Origin of the sequence: Alistipes senegalensis JC50, assembly GCF_025145645.1 — a bacterium.
Taxonomy (GTDB): Bacteria; Bacteroidota; Bacteroidia; order Bacteroidales; family Rikenellaceae; genus Alistipes; species Alistipes senegalensis.
The window spans coordinates 897712-921148 of record NZ_CP102252.1; the positions used below are offsets into that span (position 1 = coordinate 897712).

The window sequence follows — 23437 nt, forward strand, 5'->3', positions numbered from 1 at the left end:
CGCTACCCGAATGAAAAAATACGCATCCCTGCTGCTGTCGCTCCTCCTCTGCGCCACGGCGGCATCGGCACAGACCCACCACGCCGACCTCGGGCTGAACGGCCCGTGGGAATACGGCATCGACCGCAACTACACCGGGACAACGCTGGTTCCGGGCATCCCGATGGACGCCACGCGTCCCGCCGAAGGACGGCTCTGGTACCGCCGCGAAATCGAGCTGCCGGCCGGAAGCTGGAACGCCGCAGCGCTCGAACTGAAAGGCGCACGCTTCCGTCCCGAGATCTACATCGACGGCAAGCTGATTTCGTCGCAGGAGGGCGGCATGATCCGCTCGCTGCACGACCTGCGCCATGAAGCGCTGAAACCGGGCAACCGCATCACGCTCGAAATTTCGCTCGCCTCGCTGGCCGACGTTCCGCCGACCGACGCTTCGTTCATCCCCAAGGTAGACCAATGGCGGAGCAACTGCTCTTCGTCGCTCTGGGACGATGTCGTGCTGCACCTCTATACGAATGCCCGCACCGACCGCGTGCTCACCGACTGCGACCCGGAAACCGGGCATGTCAAGCTCCGCTACCGCATCCGCGGCACGGGCGCCGCATCGGCCCGCATCACGGTAACGAACGGCTCGGGGGAGCTTCTGACCCGGACGGGCACGGCTCTGCCGGGCGAAAACGAAATAGCCTTCGACTACCGGGGCCTGCTCCGGGAGTGGACGCCCGAGCGTCCCGTCCTCTACGGCCTCCGCGTGGAGCTGCTCGACGAACGCGGGGAGACGCTCTCCGACTGGCAGCAATCGCTGGGGCTGCGCCGCGCCGCCGTGAGCGGCAAACAGTTCACCCTCAACGGCCGTCCCCTCAAACTCCGCGGCGGCACGGTCGTCTGGCACCGCTGGATGCGCGACGCCGAGGGCCGCGAAGCAGGTTACGACACGGTCTGGTTCCGCGACAACATCGTCCGGCGGCTGAAAGAGCACGGTGCCAACCTGCTACGCTTCCATCTCGGCGTGCCGCCCGAACGTCTGCTGGACCTCTGCGACCGATACGGACTGGCCGTGCAGTACGAATGGAACTTTTTCCACGGTATGCCCGCCTCGCGCGAAAGCCTGATGGAGCAATACCCCAAGTGGTTCGACCTGGCGGCCCGCCACCCCTCCGTCCTCCTCTTCCACCCCTACAACGAAACCGAGGGCGAACAGCTCGAAACCGCGTGGAGCGCCCTGAACGAGATCGTCCGCGACTATCCGCCCATGATCCTCGAAGACCGCGACGTGCTGCACATCCATAAATATTGGTGGAGCCTGTTCGAAAACCTCGGACTCTACTACGACTCCTCGGAGCAGTTCCCCAAGGCGATCATGGTCGATGAATTCGGCGGCAACTACCTCGACGGCGACGGCGAGATGGGCGGCTATCCCTCCATCCGCGAAAGCTACATGCGTTTCCTCGGCCGCCGCCACACCGCCGCCGAACGGCTCCACCATCTCGACCGCTCGTGCGGCAAGGTGGCCGAATACTGGAGGCGGATCGGTGCGGCAGGCGTCGCCCCGTTCACCATCGCCAGCAGCTATGCCGACGGCAACCACTGGTTCACGGGCCCGCTGCGCGACGGACGGCCCAAAAACGTCTGGAACGCCCTGACGGTGCTTTGGTCGCCGCAGGCCGTCAGCATGGACATCTGGGACTGCAACTTCACCCCCGGGCAGGAGATCACCCTCCCGCTCCACTTCCTCAACGACACCGACCGCCGTTCGACCCTCACGGCCCGCGTGGAGATCACCGACGCCTACTCGCGGCGGAGCTTCGCCAAGACCGTAGAATGCCGCGTCGAACCTTACGACAAACGGATCGCCGAGTGCCGGATCGAAATGCCCGCCACATGCGGCGACTACATCCTGCGCACCACGCTGCTCAACCCCTCCGAGGAGGTGAAATACCCCGTCGTCTCGGAGTGGGACATCCGCGTCCTCGAAGCCAAAGTTCCGGCCCCAGTGGCCGAAGCCGTCCTCTACATCCCTGCCGCCGAAACCGAACTGCTCACCCTGGCGCACCGGCTGGGACTGCGCACCGCCGCCGACCCCGCAAAAGCCGACCTCCTGTTATTGGGACGCGCCAGTTGGGAGGGACTGGACGACTGCCGCCCGACGATCGAAAAAGCCGTCGCCCGAGGCGCAGGCGTCGTAATGCTCGACATCGGCGAACGCGGCCTCGGACAGGGCTACCCCGCCGAGGACGGCCAGCTGGGTCCCCTGCAAGGGGTTGCCCGCGTGACCGATCCCAAAGTGACGCACTACGACCTTTTCGGCGGGCTGTCGCTCACCTGCACCGAAGCAGCCGAGCCCGAAAGCCACCTGCATCCCGATTCCGTCCACACGGAGCTGTGGCGCCGTCTGACACCCCACCACACGGCCCTTTGGAACGGACTCCGGGGCGGACTGATCGTCCCCGCAGCGGATTTCGACGTGCAGGGACTGAGTCGCGAAGCCTTTTCGGCCCAGTGGAGCCGCCGCGGCGCCGATGTCGCCCGCATGGAGCGCGGGAACTACTACGCCTACGAACTCTGCGGATTCTTCGCTTTCGACTCCCGGCCCGACAATAAGGAGGTGATCCGCGAACTGCGCCGCAAGGCGGAGTTTCTGGTCGAGGACGCCCCGGCCCTGGCCATGTCGATCAACCCTAAAGCCCCGGTTCGCGTCACCGATCTCGGCAGCGGCTACCGCAACTCGGTCCGGGGCAGCGCCTCCGAGCTCGTGCCGCTGGCCGCGGCCGGCAAGAACCTCACGCGAACCCCCGTTCTGCGCATCGGGTTCGGCGACGGCAAAGGCTGCCTGCTCCTCTCGGGACTGCTCACAGCCGGGCGGCTCGACGCCGCACGCACGCCGGAACCGGGTCCCTTCCCCGTCGAATACGACGAAGCCGCCGTTCAGATGGTCATCAACCTGATGGAGAACGCCTTGGAAAACTCGCCGGGCGGCACCGGCGGCAAACGCCGGCTCAAAAACGGACTAAAACGAACATAATCGAAAAAATTTTCGACATCCGTTCCGCCTCTCCCGGATAATTTTGTATCACCGTTCATACGAACAAACGTTAACCTAAAATAACCAACTGATGAATGAAAAACTTTGACTTTTTATTCGTATCGAAATCGAAGCGCCCGGCAATGACCCTACTGGCCACGCTCGCCGCACTCCTGCTGACGACTTCGCTCCACGCGCAGCAGCGCCTCACCGTTTCGGGCGTTGTCACCGACGCCGCATCGGGCGAACCGATCATCGGCGCATCGGTCATCGTCGCCAGCACCTATAAAGGTACGACGACGGGCGTCAACGGCGACTTCATGCTGACCAACGTCCCCGCCAAGGATTCGCTGATATTCCAGCATCTCAACTACACGCGCCAGACCGTCCCGGTGAACGGACGCACGAAGATCGACGCCAAGCTCTCGGTCTCGGCCGTCGAAATCGAGGAGGTCGTGGCCGTCGGCTACGGCTACGTTCCGCGCAGCAACCTCACCAGTTCGATCGCGGTGATCAGCGAAAAGGACATCAACAAGACCCCCGTGTCGTCGATCGAACAGGCGCTCCAGGGCAATGCGACGGGCGTGCTGGTCATCACCGCGTCGGGCGAGCCGGGCAGCGAAGTGGCCATGCGCATCCGCGGCGGCACGTCCATCTCGGGCGACACCAGCCCGCTGGTGGTGATCGACAACATCCCCTCGGACCAGACCGCCCTGTCGCTGCTCAACCCCAACGACGTGGCCGGCATCGAGATTCTGAAAGACGCCGCCGCCACGGCCATCTACGGTTCGCGCGGCGCCAACGGCGTGGTGATGGTCACCACCCGCAGCGGCCAGGCCGGCAAGCCCACTCTTTCGGTCAATGCCGAGTACGGGCTTTCGATCCCGCGCTACCGCATCGAGATGATGAACAGCGAGCAGTACGCCGAGTACGACAACTTCGCACGCATGATGTGGGGCGTGAGCAGTTTCAACACGCTGCGTCCCGACACGCTCACCACGAACGATTACCAGAAACGCCTGCTGCGCGACATCGCCCAGCGCCACAACTACACGGTCGCATTGCAGGGCGGATCGAAAGACATGCGCTATTACATCTCGGGCGGCTGGCTCAGCGAAGAGGGTATCCTGCGCCATTCGAGCAACGAGCGTCTGAGTTTCTCAACCAAGTTCAACATGAACCTCTCGCCGCGCCTGCACCTCGATGTCAAAGCCTCGCTCAGCCGCCAGCAGACCGAGAAGATCAGCTCCGGCGACTCCGGCGCCACGCTGCGCATGCTGATGCAGAAACCCACCAGCACGATCAACGGCACGGACCTCGGCGACGGCACCTATATAGATGAAGAAACCGGCGAGATCAAGAGCATCAACACCGAAGCCGCCAAAGCCCTGAACTCGAACCAGTGGAACAAACGCACGACGGCCGAACTCAACGCCGTCTTCCGCTGGGACATCGACAAGCGGAAATACTGGACCTTCAACGCCACGGCCGGCTACAAATACAACAACAGCAACGACTACGCCTATGTCCTGCGGTCGATATACAGCACCGAGGCGCATATCGACAAAAACAACAAGGCGACGCGCGAAACGTCGCAGGGCATTACGTGGAGCAACGAGAACTTCATCAACTTCTCCCGGACGTTCCGCAAGAAACACTATCTGATGTGGACTCTCGGCCAAAGCTGGCAACGCCAGGAGTCGGAAGGTTTCGACATCGACGTGACGCGTTTCGACACCGACTATTTCATGTGGAACAACCTCGGGGCGGGAGCCTATATCGGCGTTCCCGGATCGAGCTATAAGGCGGTCAACCACCTGTCGTTCTTCACGCGCGCCATCTACACCTACAACGAACGCTTCACGGCGACCTTCTCGCTGCGTGCCGACGGATCGTCGCGCTTCGGCGAGGACAGCCGCTACGGTTATTTCCCCGCAGCCTCGGTCTCCTGGAAAATGACCAAGGAGAAATGGCTCAAAGACGTGAAATGGATCTCCGAACTGAAACCCCGTTTCAGCGTCGGCGTGACGGGCAACGACCGCATCGGCGAATACAAGTCGCCGACGATGCTCTCCTCGAACAAGGTGCTGGTCAACGGGCAGTCCTACAACGGTACGACCATCTCGCAGATCGGCAACCCCAACCTGCAATGGGAGACCACCCACGAATACAACGGCGGTCTGGACGTGGGGCTGTTCAAGAGCCGCATCCGCTTCTCGGTGGACGCCTACTATAAGAAGACCTACAACCTGCTCTACAACTACCGTCTGCCGCAGACGACGGGTTACTCACAGGTTTCGGCCAACGTCGGCAACATCGACAACAAGGGCGTCGAGTTCGAGATCCACACCCGCAACATCGAGCACCGCAATTTCAGCTGGAACACCGACTTCAACATCGGCTGGAACAAAAGCACGATCACCGACCTGGGAGGCAACGACCACGTCGTGCTCTACCACATGGGCAACGGCGTAAACCAGGACATCACCTTCCTGGAAATCGGACAGCCGTTGGGCATCATCAAGGGTTACGAAACCTCCATCTACAAGAGCTGGGACGAAGTCTACGCCGACGATGCCGTCTGGGTCGAGGACCCGCTCAATATCCAGACCCGTCCGGGTATGATCAAATACATCGACCAGAACGGCGACGGCGTGATCAACGATCAGGACAAGGTCGTGCTGGGGCAGGCCCTCCCGAACGTCATGGGCGGTTTCACCAACACGTTCAACTACAAGAACTGGTCGCTGACCGTCTTCTTCAACTACGCCCTCGGGGGTAAGATCATCAACACGAACGTCACCAAACTCGATCTGTATCAGGCCGGCAACAACAACTCCTATGCCGACGGACTCGGCGCATGGCGTCCCGCGAACCCGATCACGGGCGACCAGGGCTGGATGGACGGAAGCAAACCGCTGCCCTCGTCGAACAGCTCGCCCTCCACGGCGCGCCTCTACACCCAGAACGTCATCGACCGCTGGATCGAAGACGGCTCGTACCTGCGTCTGAAAACGCTCTCGCTCACCTACACCGTACCGGAGAAGATCTCCCGGAAAATCGGCATGCAGCGTCTGATGCTCTCGCTCAAAGGAACCAATCTCTGGACCTGGACCAAATACCGCGGATTCGACCCCGAAATGAGCAGCTCGGTGGGAACGTCGAACTCGACCCTCGGCATCGACCGAAGCAGCTATCCGGCATCCAAGAGCTTCACCTTCAACGTCAACATCACTTTCTAAAACCACTGCCCGATCATGAAAAAGATACTTTTCATCCTGCTTTCCGCATTCGTGCTGGGATCGTGCGATTTTCTGGACGAGGAGTCGAAGACGCAAATCCCCCTCGACAACTATTTCAACAACGAGGAGGAAGCCATGCTGTTCCTCTACGGAGCATACTACCAGGTGCGCAACACCGTATTCGGCACGGACTTCATGTACCTCACCGACACGATGACCGACAACATCGACTATTCCTCGACCAACGTTGACCGCAAGGGTGTCACCTACCTGACGCTGAACGTCAACAACTCGCTCGTCAAAAACATCTGGGGCAAGTTCTACGCCGTCGTCGAACAGTGCAACATCCTGATCGACCAGTTGGAAAAACGCCCCGAGCTGAGCCCCGCCAACAGCGAAAACATCATCGCCGAGGCCAAATTCATCCGCGCCTGGGCCTATTTCAACCTCGTCCAGCTGTGGGGCGACGTGCCCTTGATGACGGTCCCCGTCTACTCGATCAAGGAAGACAACATCCGTCCCGAACGCTCGTCGGTCGATGCCGTCTACTCGACCATCATCTCCGACATGGAGTGGGTAGCGACGATCGTCGAGGAAAAGCCCTCGGCCATCACCGTCTCCTCGGGCGTAAGCTATCCGCTGACGGTCTCGCGGGCCGCCGCCAAAACGCTGCTGGCCCAGATGTACCTTGTCCGCAAGGAGTACATGAACGTCATCGAGACGCTCAGACTCTTCGCCGACGATACGCAGGTAAACGAAGATTACGGGCTCTGCTCGCAGTACAAGTACATTTTCGACACGCGCTATAAGGAGATCGAGGAGCGCAAAAAGGAGATCCTGTGGGAGATCAGCGCCAAAAGCGAAGACAAGTACAACAACACGTGGCACCGCGAAGTGGCTCCCTCGGAGCTGAAGGGCGCAAGCGGCGAGAAGATCGAGGGCGCGACCAACGGCTACCAAAGCTACACGCCCTCGTACGATCTCTTCAATTCGTACGACACCGACGATATGCGCTACCGCCAAACCTACCAGATCACCAGCTCCTCGAAACCCCATTTCCTGAAAGGTTACGACGTTGCCGCCCTGAACCAGAATCTGGCCGGCCCGAACGTCATCCTGCTCCGCACGGCCGATGCCTATCTGATGCTGGCCGAAGCCTACAACGAACTGGGAGCTGCGGACAAGTCGGTCTTCTTCCTCAACCTCGTCCGCAGCCGCGCCACGCTCATCGGCCTCGACGCGACGCTTCCGCACGACGAACTGGCCGACGCCATTCTGGACGAGCGCCGCTGGGAGTTCGCCGGCGAAGGCGCCTACCGCCTCTACGACCTGCGCCGCACGGGCCGCTACCTCGACGTGATGCAGAAATTCACGCAGCGGGTCGTCGAGATGAGCGCCGAGGACCTGAAACAGTCCTTCGTCAACCCGATCGACGGCAAAAAGACGCCCGAACTGAGCGTTCCGTTCATCAAGCTGAGCAAGAACGCGCAGCCCAGGCACCTGCTGCTGCCGATTCCCGCCGACGAGCGCATCGCCAACCCCAAGCTCACGCAGAACAACGGATGGAACTAACCCCAAAACGACCAACGAAAAAATGAAACGCAATACATTCCGCTTTGCAATTCTGGCCGCCGCGGCCCTCACAGCCTGTAACGACACGCCCGATTCGCTCTACGAGCACGAAGACAGCGTACAGGACGTGCCCGACATCGTGCTCGAATCCTATGCCAGGCCCTACGACATCATCCCCGAAGAAGAATGGACCGAGATCAATTTCGGCAAATTCATCGCCGCAGCGATGGGCACCGATGACACGGGTTCGACGACCCTCGCCGACCAGCGTCCCGCCCACTTGGTGAAACTCGATACGCATATCCGCATGATGAAGGGCAACGTGACGGTCGAGCAGTTCGAGAAATTCGTCGAGGCCAACCCGAACGTGGTGAAGATGCCCAAGGAGCCTTTCTGGAAATGGGAAGACCCCGACGGCAACTCGCGCAAAGACTTCCCGGTGGTCGGCATCACCTGGAAGGAGGCCGACGCTTTCGCCCGCTGGCTCGGGGGACGCCTCCCGACCGAGGCCGAATGGGAACTGGCCGCCAAAGCCGTAACCTCCCCGGAAAAAGGGGACCGCTGCCTCTCATACAGCAGCAACAGTTCCTCGAACAAAGCCGCCTGGTTCTTCAACTCCAAAAATGCGAGCTACGGAACCGGTCTCGTGACGGTCATCACCGACGCTCAGGGCAACCGCATCGAGCGCATCGGCCGCATGGCGCACCGCTGCGGCGAGATGAAGGACGGCAAGACCTCCCCCGCCAATGCCCTCGGGCTGACGGACATGTGCGGCAACGTCATGGAGTGGTGCTCGGACTGGTACGGTGCGAACTACTACCAGGAGTGCATCGACAACGGAGAAGTCGTCAGCGATGACGAAGTCTATATGGGGCCGGAAGGGGGATTGCTTCAGGGCAATCCGGACAAGCGTACCTGTGTCACGAATCCGCAGGGTCCCGCCACCGGCAAGCTGAAAGTCCTGCGCGGCGGTTCGTGGAACCAGCCCGAATACGCCGTGAAAGTGACGATGCGTTTGAAGATCCAGCCCGGCACGCGCTCCGAGGAGATCGGCTTCCGGGTGGTATTCGACGTGACGGAAGGTGCCGACTACGGCGGAAACTGATAAAACAAGCATAAACAATCCCATTAGATGAAGAAGAGAGAGATACTGACGGCCCTCGCCGCCGCGGCCCTTACGCTGACTGCGGCGGCCCAGGGCTACGCCCCGGCCGAAAGCCACCGTCTGACGAAAACCATCAACACCGAATGGACGTTCAACTACTTCCCCCAGGAAGAGGAGGTCAGGGGCGTCTACGAATCCCCGTCGTTCGATGACTCGGCCTGGAGCTACGTCTGCGTCCCCCACACGTGGCAGACCTACGAAACCACGCGCGAACTGCATCCCTACATCCGCAACGTCGCCGCTTCGGACAATCCCTACTGGTGGAACGGCTGGGGCTGGTACCGCAAGCGCATCGACATCGGACGCGAGTATGCAGGCCGCCGCATCCGCTTCGAGTTCGACGGCGTGCAGAAATACGCCAAAATATATCTCAACGGCAAGTATCTGGGCGATCACAAGGGCGGCTTCACGAGTTTCTATGTGGACGCCACCGACGCCGTGAATTTCGGCGGCGCGAACATCCTGGCCGTGGCCGTGCAAAACTCGCTCGACGACAAATACCGCATTCCGCCGATGAACGCCGGCAACTGGGCGGTCTACGGCGGCATCGTCCGCGACGTGCGGCTGGTCGTCACCGACCCCGTGAACATTCCGTTCCAGGGATCGTACAAACACGAGGGCGGCACGTTCATCACCACCCCGGAGGTGAGCGCGAAACAAGCCGCCGTGCGGATCAGAACCTACGTGCAGAATCAGCGTCCCGACGCCGCGGAAGTGACCCTGCGCACCGTCGTCACCGATGCCGACGGAAACGTGTGCGAACGGCTGAACGCTTCACAGCGCATCGACGCCGGACAGATCGCCGAATTCGACCAGTCGATCCCCAAATTCCGCAAACCGCAGCTGTGGAGCCCCGACTCGCCCTATATCTACAACGCATACAGCGAAGTTTACGTGGGCAAAGAGCTGCTCGACACCTATCATTCGACCTTCGGCATCCGCAGCGTCGCGTGGGACTACAACCTGCACCGGCTGGTGCTCAACGGCAAAGTCACCCACCTGCACGGCATCAACCGCCACGAGGAGTTCCCGTGGCTGGGGCACGCCTTCCCGAAATGGATCGCGCAACGGGACATGGAAGACATGAAGTTCGGCCTCGACATCAACTACATGCGCACGGCGCACTACCCCAACGACCCGTCGGTTTACTATTTTATGGACCGCAACGGCATCTGCATCAACGAAGAACTGCCCAACATCAAGAACCAGAACTTCTCGAAGGAGGTGCAGGAGCAGAACTGCCGCGAGATGATCCGCCGCGACCGCAACCACCCCTCGATCGTCATCTGGTCGATGGGCAACGAAACCGACCACGCCTGCGACTCGCGCTACGCCGCCGAAGAGGACCCTACGCGCATCATCACCGTGCGCCAGCCCTACAACGACTCCTACAACCCGGAGTTCTGCAAGCACACCGACAAGGAGATGCCCGTCGAAAGCTACCTGCGCTGCACGATCCGAGGCTGGTACGACAAGGACGACATGAACCTCGAACCCTCCGACGGCCAATGGGCCGGCACGGAATACTGGCAACACAAACTCTCGCGCAACCCCAAGAAACCCATTTCGGAGCACAACGGCACCGTCTGGCTCTATGCCGACCACGGAGCCGACCGCGAATACGTCGGTTCACCGCTCAAACACGTCAACCCCAAAGGCTGGGTCGATAGCTGGCGCACCCCCAAATACGTCTACTACCTCTGGCAGGCCAACTTCTCGCGCAAGCCGATGGTCCACATCCAGCCGCATTTCTGGCGTTCGCAGTACGTCGGGCAAAAGAAGCTCATCACCGTGGATTCCAACTGCGCGAAGGTCGAGCTCTACGTCAACGACAAAAAGGTCGGAGAGAGGAAACCCGACATCACCAACGACTTCTGCGTCGAATTTCCCGACGTGGCCGTCGAGCAGGGCGTGATCGAGGCCGTCGCCACGCACCGCAACGGCACGGTCGTGAAAGACCGCGTCGTGATGTCGGGCGAACCCGCGGCGCTGACGATCAAACTGTCGGCGGACAAAATGATGTCCACGGCGGACAACATCGTCGAATTCAAGGTAGACATCGTGGACAAGGAGGGCGTACACGTCTACGGCGCGAACAACACGCTCAAATTCCACGTCGAAGGCCCTGCGACGCTCGTCGGTCCCGATGTCTACATCAGCGACCGCGACAAGCACGAGGAGTACGAGGGGACGATGTACATCGACGCCCCGGTCATCAACCTCATCCGCGCCGTCGGCAAGACGGGCACGGTGACCGTCACCGCCTCGGCAACGGGTCTCGAACCGGCCTCGGCGACCGTCGAAGTGGTCGATTACGTCGATCCCGCGCCGCTGCCCGGCATCTCCGAACCCCGTCTGAGCTGGGAGGGCCGCCAACACGTCGCCGTCAACGCTTCGCAGGCCAATTTCGTGCCGGCACCCGAAGAGATGCGCCTCTTCCCCGGCGAAGTGTCGTTCCCGATCGCCCGCCGGCAGGAGTTCCGCGCCCTCACCCAGGCGTTCGTCGAGGAGCAGAACCCCGGCATCGACACCTCGACGCCCGAGTTCCGCTACATGCTCGACGCCTTCTCGACGATCCTCGCCTCGACGGCCCGCTACGCCGGCGACCGGGGCTATATCGTGGCCGACGACTACAACTTCATCGCCGGCCAGTACAACGTGTCGCGCGCCATCACCAAACACCTGGCCACGAAACGGCTGCCGAAAGCCTACGTCGATTACATGACCAACTACTACGCGAAGATGATCGTGCGCGACGGCAAGGATATGAACTACATGGCCGTCTGCGAACTCATCGACCGTATTCCCGAGGGCGGCGAAGCGGTCTGGACCGGTGAAAAAAGCGCCGCGAAGGGGCTGCGCACCGCAGAGGGCACGGACCTGAAAGCCATCGCGGCGCTCGTCCGTCCCGAACTCGGCACGCTGGACAAGGATGCCCAAAAACGGGCCTACAAACTCATCACGGCCGTCAATCCGTCGGTGACGTTCAAAAGCATCCGCAACAAAAAGACCAAGACCCGCACCGACTCCTACACCGTGAAGGCCAACAGCGTGGTTCTGATCCCCGAATTCAAGGCCCTGACCTCGAAGAAATTCCCCGACAAGAAACTGTAAGATGAAACTCACCCGATACATAGGATACGCGGCGCTGGCGGCATTGCTGTCGGCAGCACCGGCGTGTACCGGGGCCAAAGTCACGCCGACGGCGGCGACACAGCCCGAACACCACACCGTGACCGACCGCTACCGCGTGACCGTCGGCGGCGTGGACCTCCCCGTCGAAGCCTACAAGGATATTTTTTATGTCAATTTCACGCTCGACGGCTGCGCTCCCGTGCGCATCGGGTCCGCTGAGCCGCTCACCGGCTGCGAGGTCAGCCCCGCGGCCCGGGGCATCGCGGCTTCGGTCGAAGGCTCCGAGGCCCGGTTCACCCTCCCCGGCGCAGGCTGGTGGGTGGTGCGCCTGAACGACCGCGACCTGCTGTTCCTGCTGGCCGACAAACCCGAGAAGGCTCCGACGGCGGACGGACAGACGCTCAACGCCGCGGATTTCGTTTCGGGCGACGGGCTTCAGACCGCCAACCTGCAACGCGCGCTGGACGAGGCTTCGGCCACGGGGCGCACGCTGATCTTCCTGCGCGGGGTCTATCCGACCGGGACACTCCGCATCGGCAGCAACACGCACCTCTACCTCGCCGACGGGGCGATTATCAAAGGTTCGGACGACCGCGGCGACTACCCCACCGACGGCGGCCTCCCGGAAGCCGACCACATCCACAACAAAGAGCACTACACCGACAACGGCGAGTGGATGACTTTCAGCCGACTGATCCTCATCGACAGCGCCGAGAACGTCTCGATCCGCGGCCGCGGCATCATCGACGGCAGCGGGGCCGTGCTCCGCGCCCAGGGCAAGCCGGCCAACCTGATCCGCATCCGCAATTCGCGCAACGTGTCGATCGAAGGCATCCTGCTGCGCGACCCCGCGGCGTGGAACACCCACATCCACTATTCGGACGGCGTGACGATCCGCGACGTGAAGCTCATCAACGACGCCACGGTCCCCAACACCGACGGCTTCGACCCCGACGCCTCGACCAACGTGATGATCGACCACTGCTTCGCCTACTGCTCGGACGACAACGTCGCCGTCAAGACCACCAACAACCTCGGACTGAACAAGGAGCTACAAAACGTCGTCGTCCGGAGCTGCGTCTTCCTGACGCGCAAGTCGTCGCTCAAAGTGGGCACCGAAACCAAGGCCGCCCGTATGTCCGACATCCTCTTCGAGGACAACGACATCGTGGAGTGCGACCGCGCCCTAGCGCTCTACTGCAACGACGGGGCGCTGTTCGAAAACATCACCTTCTCGAACAACCGCGTCGAACGCAACTATCCCGATAGCCAGCGCCGCCCGATCCATTTCAAAATCTCGGAGCGTCACGGCAAAGGGCGTATCCGCAACGTCATGATCCGCAATTGCGACTTCGCCACGGTCTTCCCGCGCCCCGCGGAGATCGCCGGACTCGACGCCGACCACACGATCGACAGCCTGACGTTCAGCAACGTCACGATCGGCGGCCGTCCCGTCCGCTCGCTCGACGACCTGGGCGCCAAGATCCGTTTCACCGAAAACATCCGTTTCGAATGACAAGACGACTCTCCATACTTCCGCTCCTGCTTCTGTGGTCGGCAGCCGCATCGGCCGCCGGATACGAGGTTCGCATGAACGGCGCGCCCCAGCAGGTCGAACCCTTCAAGCATTACCGCTACGTCACCTGCACGCCGGATGGCGCCGCGGACTTTACGGTGACGCTCCCCGAAACGGTAACCGCGGCCGAGATCAGCCCCCTGAGCCGCGGCATCGAGCCCTCGATCGAAGGACGCACGGTGCGCTTCCGCCTCCCGGAAGCGGGCCAGTACCTCGTGCGGCTGAACGACACGGCAAAACTCTTCATCTTCGCCGAGAAACCCGCGCTGAAAGCCGAGGGAACGAGCATTATAGAGTATAAAGGCATCGACAACACCGGAACGACGAACGTCACCGCCGCCGTGCAGCGTGCCGTCGATGAATGCGCGAAGAAGGGCCACACGCTGATTTTCCCCGCCGGGGAGTATCTCTGCGGCCAGCTCCGCCTGCCGTCGCACGCGCATCTGCACCTGGAACGCGGCGCGGTCATCCGGGCCGACGCCTCCTCGGCAGCCGCTTTCGAATCGACCGACGATGTCAAGACCCGCCGCTTCATCTACATCAAGGACGCCAAAGATGTCCGGATCACGGGTCTGGGCGCCATCGACGGCAGCGGCCGCGCCCTGCGCGAAAAGTTCGGCGACAAGGCCCGCATACGCCTGCTGCTGGCCGTGAACTCCTCGGGCCTGCATTTCGAGGGCGTGATGTTCCGGGACCCCGGGTCGTGGAACACGCAAATACTCCTATGCCGCAACGTCGTGTTCCGCAACATAAAGCTGATGAACGACACGGAGCTGAGCAACACCGACGGCTTCGATCCCGACGCCTCGCGCAACCTGCTGATCGAAAACTGCTTCGCCTACTGTTCCGACGACAACGTAGCCGTCAAGACCACGGGGTATTCCGGCTATCTGGGCGACGCGGAGAACATCACCGTCCGGGGATGCGTCTTCCTGACCAAGAAGTCGTCGCTCAAAGTGGGCACCGAGACCCGCGGAACGCGGATGTCGGGCATCACGTTCGAGGACAACGACGTGCTGGAATCCGACCGCGGCATGGCGCTCTACGTCTCCGACGGTACGGCCCTGAGCGACGTGCGCTACCTGAACAACCGCTTCGAACGCAACCACCCCGACAGCAAGCGGATGATGTTCCAGTTCTCGGTCAACGCCCGCCGGAAAGACTCCCCGATCGGTTCGATCCGCGGCGTCGAGATCCGGAACTGCTCCTTCCGGGCCCCCTTCCCGAAAGCCCCCGAAATCAAATGTCCGGTCCGGGGCGGCATCGAAGGCGTAGTCTTCGAGAACCTGACCGTGGGCGGTGAGAAAATCCTCGCCCCGGAACAGATCGGACTGAAATGCGTCAACGCCGAACCCTCCTTCAAATAACCGCCATGAAACGACTGTTAGCCATATCGCTGTTCCTCCTTACCGCCGTGCGCCTCGACGCACAGTGGCTCGACTCGGACGTCTACGACCGGCCACTGAAAGAGGTACTCCAGCAGGTCGAAGCACAGTATGGCGTCAAACTGCTCTACGAGGAGAAGAACGTCCGGGGACGCATCGTCAAATCGGCCCCGTGGCGCTTCTACGACGATACAGAAGCCACGCTCGACAACATCCTGCGACCGCTCGACATGCGCTGGACGGCCAAAGCCCCCGGTGTCTACGAGATCAAGAAATGGGAGTATTTCCGCAAACCCTACGCCGAAGGTGAAAAGCACCTGAAACGCCTGCTCGAACTCTACCCCGCACGCGAGGTTTTCGAAGCCCGCAAGGCCCGCATCCGCACACACATGCTCGCCACGCTGGGGCTCGACAGCCTGAAAAAGTGCGACCTCGCGCCGATTCGGAGCAACCTGCGCCGGCACGACGGCTACACCGTCGAGAACATCGCGCTGGAAATCCTGCCCGGCGTCTGGGTATCGGGATCGCTCTACATGCCCGCACGGTTCCGGGGACGCATCCCCGTCATGCTCTCGCCGCACGGCCATTTCTACGACAAAACCGACACCTCGATTCCCGACCAGCGGGGACGTTACCGCCCCGACCAGCAACTCCGCTGCGCCATGCTGGCCAAGATGGGTGCCGCGGTTTTCAGTTACGACATGTGGGCCTGGGGCGAATCGGCGCTGGCTTTCAAGCTGAAGGACCACCGTTCCGACCTGGGAATCGTCATGCAGACCTGGCAGAGCATCCGCATCCTCGACTACCTCTGCGCCCAACCGTGGGCCGACACGACCCGTGTGGGCGTCACGGGAGCCTCGGGCGGCGGCACGCAGACGATGGTGATCGCAGCGCTTGACGACCGCATCACGCTGAGCGTTCCGGTGGTCATGCTCTCGTCGCACTTCTTCGGCGGATGCCCCTGCGAAAGCGGGCTTCCGATCCACATCCTGCCGGACGAGCCGATGAGCAACAACGCCGAACTGGGAGCCCTCGCAGCCCCGCATCCGCAGCTGGTGATCTCCGACGGCCACGACTGGACGACGACCGTGCCGCAGATCGAATACCCCTATCTGCAAAAAGTCTACGATCTCTACGGAGCCCGCGACAAGGTCTGCAACGTCCACCTGGCCGCCGAACAGCACGACTACGGCGTGAACAAACGCCGCGCGATGTACGATTTCGTGGCGGAGCAGTTCGGGCTGCGGACCGAAGGGCTGCGCAACGCCGACGGCACCTACCGCGAGGAGACCGCAACGGTGGAACACGCCCCGGAAATGTATGTCTTCGGCCCCGAAGGACGGCTTCCGGAACATGCCGTCAAAGGCAGCGGCGCCCTGCGCAAACTGCTCCAAGAATACAGAATCGAACAATAACCCATAAAGACAACCTGCAATGAAACGACTCTTACCCATTCTTACGGCACTGCTTCTCTGCGGTCCGATCTCCGCCCAGATCAGCACGGCGGATTTCGAAGCCCTGCGGGCCATCTACGAAGCCACGGGCGGCGCCGGCTGGACAAATAACACCGGTTGGGATTTCAAAAACGCCACGGCCGACGACGTGAAGCCCTACAACGCCCAGGAGGGCACCGGCTGGTTCGGCATCAACGAGATCCGCAAAGGCCGCGTCAGCAAACTCGAACTGCCCGCCAACGGCCTCACGGGCGAACTTCCCGAAGCGATCTACGCCCTGGACGGCATGCGCACGCTCAACCTCTCGGGCAACGGCCTCACGGGCAGTCTCTCGCCCGAAATCGGGCGGCTGAAGCTCATGTCCTCTTTTATCCTTTCGGACAACCGGCTTTCGGGCGAGATTCCCGACGAACTGATCCTGATGGGCGCCGAAGCCAAGACCTCGAAGCCCCGCGAAGACGGCAAGGGCGGCAACGAGATCAAAGTGCTGCTCAACAAGAACCAGCTGACAGGCCCGATTCCGGCAGCGATCGGCGACATGGCCCTGCTGGCGAAACCCGCCAAGTCGATCTCGCTCGACCTGAGCTACAACCGGCTGACGGGCGAAATACCCGCTTCGGCGGCCCGGCTCACCGAGCTGACCTCGTTCAAGGCCGCCGGCAACCGCCTCTCGGGCACCGTGCCTGCGGCGCTGGAGTCGCTGCCCCGGCTCAAATACCTGCGTCTGGAGAAAAACGCCTTCACGGGCGTCGTTCCCCGCAAATAATCCGACAACAACCAGAAAACATAACCTGACATGAAAAAACTGATCCTCTTATCGCTCGCCGCGCTGGCCCTGACGGCCTGCGGCGACTCGGATTGGCTGGGAGACGGCAACGTCTACTACAAGCCGAAAGAGCTCACGCTGTCGAAAAGCTCGCTGAACGAACTCATCATCGGCGAAACCCGCCGTCTCTACGCTTCGTTCGACCCGGCGGAAACCACCGACGGAGAGATCCTTTGGAACTCCAGCGACGACGCCGTCGCCACGATCGACGAAAACGGCTCCGTACATGCCACCGGCCTGGGCGAAGCCGTCATCACGGCCCGCAGCGCGGCCCATCCCGAAATTGAAGCCACGTGTGCGGTCTCGGTAACGGTCGAATCGGGCATCCGCGTCTACGACCTGCTGCTCGACCAGCCCGTCGATGGCCGGATCACCTTCGTCCGCAACTCCACGGGCAATCGCGACTACTATTTCGAAGTCTTCGTACACGACACCTTCGACAAGAGCGTGACGTTCGAAACGACGAACGGAGAGGTCGTGGACATCGAGGAGAAGGAACTCGACGGCCGCACGGGTTTCACGCTCGTTCCGGGACAGGAACTGGGCGACGCGACGATCGTCATTCAGTCGGTGCGCAACGACGACGTGCGCACGGAAATCCCCGTCAGCCTGAAAACCATCAAGGTTACGGGCGTGGCGCTGTCGCTCAACGAGGACGGCAGCGAAGCCAGCGACGCACTCGCCGGGAAACTCACCGTCAGCCATACCAAAGCTGTCCGCGTGGTCTTCTCCACGGACGACGAGGAGATCAAGATCCCCGAGAACAGCCGCGTCAGCGTCGAGAGCAGCAACACCGCCGTTGCGACGGTCGATGCCGAGGGCACGCAGGACCCCGCCACGCAAACCGTATCGTTCAACGTCTACATGATCGACGATCCGGCCAACGCCCCCGACGGCACCTCGACAATCACCGTCAAGACCGACGACGGCTCCTACGAAGCCACTTTCACCGTAACGGCCCAATGCCCGGGCGTTCAGCAGATCGTCCTCGGCCAGGCCCTCTCCGAACCGATCCTCGCCGGACAGACGTTGCAAATGACCTACAAGACCGTTCCCGAGGACGCCTACGTGCAGACCGTACAATGGAGTTCGGCCGACGAGAGCGTCGCCACGGTAGACGCCAACGGACTGGTGACCGTCAAGGCCGATTTCGCATTCGACCCGGAGAACTGCGAGGCGACCGAGATTCTTATCACGGCCACCTCCGACGACGCCAGCGCCGCCGCAGGGTCGTGCAAACTGCGCCCGTATCAATACGTACCCGCCACAGGCGTCATGGTGACCGACCAATGGGGCAACCGCATGCGCGGCACCAGCACGACCGCCTCAACCATTTCGTCTCCCAATGATAATTACGCCTGCATCGTATATTGCTCCGGAGGAGGAACTGCTAAAAAAACTCAATTCAACGATACTCAGAGCTGGGCTGTCGCATCGCCTGCTGTCGAAGGGATCGACAAAGTAGGTTCGGTAGCCGTTTACCTAACGGCGACACCCTATCCCTACGAATATCCCACTATCGCCGACCCTGACCAGCCGTTCTACTGGGCCTGTCTCTCCACATCGCGTTTTGCAATTGCCGGAGCCGGATATGAAGAAGGTAATCAGTCGGAAGGCTGGACGGCATGCAAAAAAGACGACGGTAAGATCAAATGCTTCCTCGGCCATACCTGCAAATTCTGGACAGGTCACAAGACAACGACGAAAGATGCACCCTTCATCCGCATCTGGCGCTACACAGAAGGACAGGCAAACGACGGAAATTACAATAAGACCGACGACCTGCTTTTCCGTTTCCTGGTCAACACGTCACAAGGTTCGGGTGATTCCAAACTCGGCATACCGTCGCTCAAAAACGACGACGGCACGGCGCGGGTTTTCGACTTCCTCAACACGGGCGGCATCTCCCAGCCCTTCGACGATCCCTGTCCGGTGCCGTGGACAGGACCGATGCCGCGTCCGGTCGGTTACTACACGCTCGACGACAGCGGCGCCCCCGACCAATTCAAAACATGGGGCGACATCCCCGTACCGACGAAACTGACGGAGATCAAATAACACTGAAATTCGGTTCATGGTGCCGGGAAAGCACCATGAACCTTTTCCGACCCCGACGAAATGAAACAAACACTCTTCCTGCTGCTGGTCCTCACGGCCTTCGCCCTGCGCGCGCAGGAACCCATGCAGTACCGCATTGTCCCGGTGGGTTCGTCCCAATGGATGAATCCCGAACTCAGCGACGAAGTCCGCGAACAGATCGACCGCATCGCCGCCGACGGCTACAACGTCATCTCCGTCGGCACGTTCACCTTCCTGCCGATGCACATCGTCGATTACGCCGATTCGCCCTATCCCGAAGCCGCAGAGTATACGCCCGAGAAGGTCGCCCGAAACCTCGCGGCCCTGCGGAAGAATATCTCCTACGCCAAGTCGCGCGGCATCCGCTACGTCGTGACGCGCTCCTATTCGCACTACGCACCCTACAAATTCTGGTGCGCCCACCAGCAGGAGCTCAACCCCGACGGAGTCTTCGACCGGCTGCTGCGCAAAGCCCACCAGAACGACATGTTCCAGAAAGCGCTGGCTGGCAAATCGCCCAACTGCGTCCCCCAACAGCAATGGACCAACGATCTGTTCCGCGACTTTTTCCTTTGGTCAACCTCCCGGGCGCTGGACCTGCTGCCCGAGCTGGACGGTTTTCTGAACGCCTATGCCGAGGCGGCATGGACCTACGACATCGAAAAGGTGCGCTCCGACACCTGGGAATCGTGGAAAGAGTGCGTGGATTACGACAAGACGGACAGCTGTTTCGTCGATTATTCCAACCGTTTGGCGCACATGCTGCGCGAAAAACGGGGCAACGACGGGTTCTTCGGCATGCGCGACTGGTACGTAAAGCCCGAAGTGATGCAGCGGCTCGACATTCCGCGCGAAAAGCTGGTTCTCTCGGTCAAATACGCCGGATACGACCAGCCGCTGGTCAACTATCCGCCCTGGGGCAAGCAGATGCTCGACGAGGGTTACGGCGTGGTGCTGGACATGCACGTCTACGACGCGGAGTATCCGCACCCGGTCTACTGGTACGACAACGACATCGTGAACCGCATCTTCGACAACGTCCGCACAGGCGGGTTCACGGGCATCGTCTATCAGGACTACACGCTGCGTGGCGAGGATTCGGCCGACAACCCCGTGCGGCGGCTGACGCAGCTCACCGTGGCCGGGGCCATGAACCGCAAACCCTGGTCGGATGCCGACGCCGAAAAATACCTGGCCAAAACCTATCGCAAGGCCGCACCCCACGTACTACAATCGCTCAAAGCCGCGGCACACGCACAGGAGCAGTTCATCAAACTGATGCCTGCGTGGTTCTGGCGCGGCGACGGCCTCTCAGTCGGAGGCTTGCAGCCGTTGCAGTTCTGGCAGATGTTCGACAATCCCGAGGCACCGGCCGGCATGGCTTTCGTCCGGCAGGAGGCGGTCGGCGTACCGGAATACTGCACGGCGTGGCGCACCGGAAACCGTTCGGACGAGGAGCTCGCCGCGAAATACCATGCCGAAAAACGGCTGACCCCACCGGACGTGCTGCGCGAAATGACCGCATGTGCCGACCGGGCCGTCGCCGAAGCCGAGAAAGCCCGCGCCGCAGGACCCGCGAACGCCCCTTATCTCAAGGACATCATCGCCAGCGCCTACCTCCACCGCACGCTTTGCCAGCGCAACGCGGCGCTCGTCGAAGCCGCGCTGTTTTTCTACAAGAGCGGATACGTCTACAACGGCAAATACGAACCGTCGCGCGAACGGGTCCATACCGAAGGACCGGAATACGGCGCCGAGTGCATCGCGGCGCTCGAACGCTACATCCAGCGCGATTACCTGATGCGGCGCATCATGCTCGACTACTCCCCGCGCCGCCGCACGCTGCGCCACGCCAACACCTACTCCGCCGAAAAGAAGGTCGCCGGCGTGCTGAAACGCGAGATCGACACCGAAGACCGCAGCGAAGCGGAATTCGAAGCCCTGCGCCGCACGATCGAGGGGAAATAGGCATTTTTCACCACCTATCCCGGAATTTATTGCACATTGAATCGGCCCGGAATCCGTAATTTTGTTCCGAACGAAAACCCGAAACACAACCCGATGAAAAGACTCATTCTGACCTGCTGCCTGCTCGCCGCCACGGCAGCGGCGCATGCCGATACGCGGCTGATCGCACGCCTCGACGTACTCGACGTTTGGCAATTCAACTACAACATCTCGCACTGGTTCGAACAGGGCAACCTCCGCACGGGCGTATCCATGTACGGCGAGGAACCCGTCGCCGTTACTGCCCTGTCGCCCGAACTGGAGGGCGCCGATTGGATTCAGCCGGCCTACGGATCGAAACGCTTCGACCGCGGCGACATCGCCTACTTCGACCTGAAGGCCGACGCCGAGGTCTTCGTGGCCCACAACAACGCCATCGCGGAGAAGCCCGACTGGCTCGACACGTTCGTCCGCACGCCGCTTTACGTGGCCAACGACCGCGGCGAACGCTTCACCTGCTACCGCCGCCCCTACCGCCGGGGAGAGCGTGTCACGCTGGGGGAGAACGGCAGCAGTTCGCATAACATGTATCTCGTGGCGGTCCGCCCGATGGGCGAATGGCCCGAAACGGTGCGTCCGGACGGTTTCGTCGTGGACATCGCCGAGGCCGGTGCCGTCGGCGACGGCGCGACGGTCAACACCGCCGTCATCCAGGCCGCCATCGACAAATGCAGCGCCCGCAAGGGCGGCACGGTCTGGGTCCGCGACGGAATCTACGTCACCGGAACGCTGCGACTCGAATCCGGCGTCACGCTGCGCGTCGAAGCGGGCGCCATCCTGCGCGGCTCGGTCAACCACGACGATTTCCCGCCCCTGCGCTGCTCCCTCCCGTCGTTCCGCGGCAAGGAGGACTTCCAGATGATCTATGCCGAGAAAGCCTCGGACATCACGATCTGCGGCGGCGGCATCATCGACGGCTGCTCGCTCTTCGAAGGCTATCCCTGGCGGGGCCGCAACAACGAACACGAACGCCCGCGCCTGATCCGCATGGTCGAATGCCGAAACGTTGCGATCGAAGGCGTCACGCTGGCCCGCAGTGCCAACTGGACCCAGTATTACGAAGCCTGCCGGGGCCTGCGCGTCGAGAACGTCACCGTGCGCTGCTACACCGGCACCAACAATCAGGACGGTATCGACCTGAGCGGTTGCAGCGACGTGGTGGTCCGCAACTTCCTTTGCAGCTGCGGCGACGACGCGATCTGCCTCAAAGCGCTGTCGCTCACTCCGGCCGAGAACATCTTCGTCGAAGACGTGCGTGCGCGCTACGCCAACTGCAACCTGGTGAAGATCGGCACAGAGACCCACGGCGCCATCCGCAACGTCCGCGTCCGCAACGCCGAGGGCTGGACCCGCTATTCGATCGCCATCGAGGCCGTCGATGGCTCGGTAATCGACGGCGTGACCTACGAGGACATCCGCATGAGCAACTGCGCGGCGCCGTTCGTCGTGCGGCTGGGCAACCGCGGCCGGACCTTCGAGGGCGGCCCGAATCCCGCACCCGTCGGCGCCATCCGCAACGTCACGCTGCGCAACATCCGCAACACCGGCATCGGCTGGGTCGAAGTCAAGGGCGGCCCGGGCGTCGGCACGGCCGTCGGCGGTCTGAAAGGCCATCCGATCGAAAACGTGCTGATCGAAGACTGCGACCTGCTGCTCTTCGGCTCGATCAACGAACCGCAGACGATCTACCGCGACGTTCCCGAGAACGAGAAGAAATACCCCGAATTCGACTGCTACGGCACCTGCCCCGCCTACGGGCTCTATTTCCGCCACGTTGACGGGCTTCAGGTCCGCAACGTCCGCCTGCGGCTGGCCAACAACGACGTTCGCCCGGCGATCGTGATGGACGACGTGAAAAACTACGCGGTCGAGGGCATCGACTACGAAAGCTGTTCGCGCACGGAGCCTTACGGGCTGTGGCACCAACAGGACGGCGAAATCCGCGACACGAAAAAATGATGGATGGAGGGTCGGACC

Annotated in this window: 12 protein-coding genes; all 12 read left to right on the forward strand. The window is 61.8% G+C overall.

The features are described from left to right. Positions 1-10 precede the first annotated feature (10 nt). The 12 genes from NQ519_RS03495 to NQ519_RS03550 all read left to right on the forward strand — a co-directional run bounded on the left by NQ519_RS03495 (position 11) and on the right by NQ519_RS03550 (position 23419). Positions 11-3019, forward strand: coding sequence for a glycoside hydrolase family 2 protein (locus NQ519_RS03495; RefSeq protein ID WP_019149449.1), 3009 nt, complete (start codon positions 11-13; stop codon positions 3017-3019). 95 nt (positions 3020-3114) lie between these two features. Continuing rightward, positions 3115-6261, forward strand: a complete 3147-nt coding sequence (locus NQ519_RS03500) for a SusC/RagA family TonB-linked outer membrane protein (protein ID WP_044118567.1) — start codon at positions 3115-3117, stop codon at positions 6259-6261. Positions 6262-6276: 15 nt separating this feature from the next. Next, positions 6277-7833, forward strand: a complete 1557-nt coding sequence (locus NQ519_RS03505) for a RagB/SusD family nutrient uptake outer membrane protein (protein WP_019149447.1) — start codon at positions 6277-6279, stop codon at positions 7831-7833. 22 nt (positions 7834-7855) lie between these two features. After that, positions 7856-8938: a formylglycine-generating enzyme family protein gene (locus NQ519_RS03510; RefSeq protein WP_019149446.1), complete on the forward strand. Its 1083-nt coding sequence runs from the start codon at positions 7856-7858 to the stop codon at positions 8936-8938. 27 nt (positions 8939-8965) lie between these two features. Then, positions 8966-12112 (forward strand): glycoside hydrolase family 2 protein, encoded by a 3147-nt coding sequence (locus tag NQ519_RS03515; protein WP_019149445.1) that lies wholly within the window; start codon positions 8966-8968, stop codon positions 12110-12112. Position 12113: 1 nt separating this feature from the next. Continuing rightward, positions 12114-13649 carry a glycoside hydrolase family 28 protein gene (locus tag NQ519_RS03520; RefSeq protein ID WP_019149444.1) on the forward strand — a complete coding sequence of 512 codons (1536 nt, stop codon included), beginning with the start codon at positions 12114-12116 and terminating at the stop codon, positions 13647-13649. Beyond that, the gene (locus tag NQ519_RS03525; RefSeq protein WP_019149443.1) at positions 13646-15076 is read left to right on the forward strand and encodes a glycoside hydrolase family 28 protein; all 1431 of its coding nucleotides are present in this window, start codon (positions 13646-13648) and stop codon (positions 15074-15076) included. The genes NQ519_RS03520 and NQ519_RS03525 overlap by 4 nt, the downstream gene beginning before the upstream one ends. Positions 15077-15081: 5 nt before the next feature. Further along, entirely contained in the window at positions 15082-16509 is a 1428-nt protein-coding gene (locus NQ519_RS03530; protein WP_019149442.1) for an alpha/beta hydrolase family protein, read from the forward strand. 19 nt (positions 16510-16528) lie between these two features. Continuing rightward, the gene (locus NQ519_RS03535; RefSeq protein ID WP_019149441.1) at positions 16529-17314 is read left to right on the forward strand and encodes a hypothetical protein; all 786 of its coding nucleotides are present in this window, start codon (positions 16529-16531) and stop codon (positions 17312-17314) included. Between the two features lie 30 nt (positions 17315-17344). Continuing rightward, positions 17345-19432 (forward strand): Ig-like domain-containing protein, encoded by a 2088-nt coding sequence (locus NQ519_RS03540; protein ID WP_019149440.1) that lies wholly within the window; start codon positions 17345-17347, stop codon positions 19430-19432. Between the two features lie 60 nt (positions 19433-19492). After that, positions 19493-21421: a hypothetical protein gene (locus tag NQ519_RS03545; protein WP_019149439.1), complete on the forward strand. Its 1929-nt coding sequence runs from the start codon at positions 19493-19495 to the stop codon at positions 21419-21421. Between the two features lie 93 nt (positions 21422-21514). Then, positions 21515-23419 carry a glycoside hydrolase family 28 protein gene (locus NQ519_RS03550; protein ID WP_044118566.1) on the forward strand — a complete coding sequence of 635 codons (1905 nt, stop codon included), beginning with the start codon at positions 21515-21517 and terminating at the stop codon, positions 23417-23419. Positions 23420-23437 lie beyond the last annotated feature (18 nt).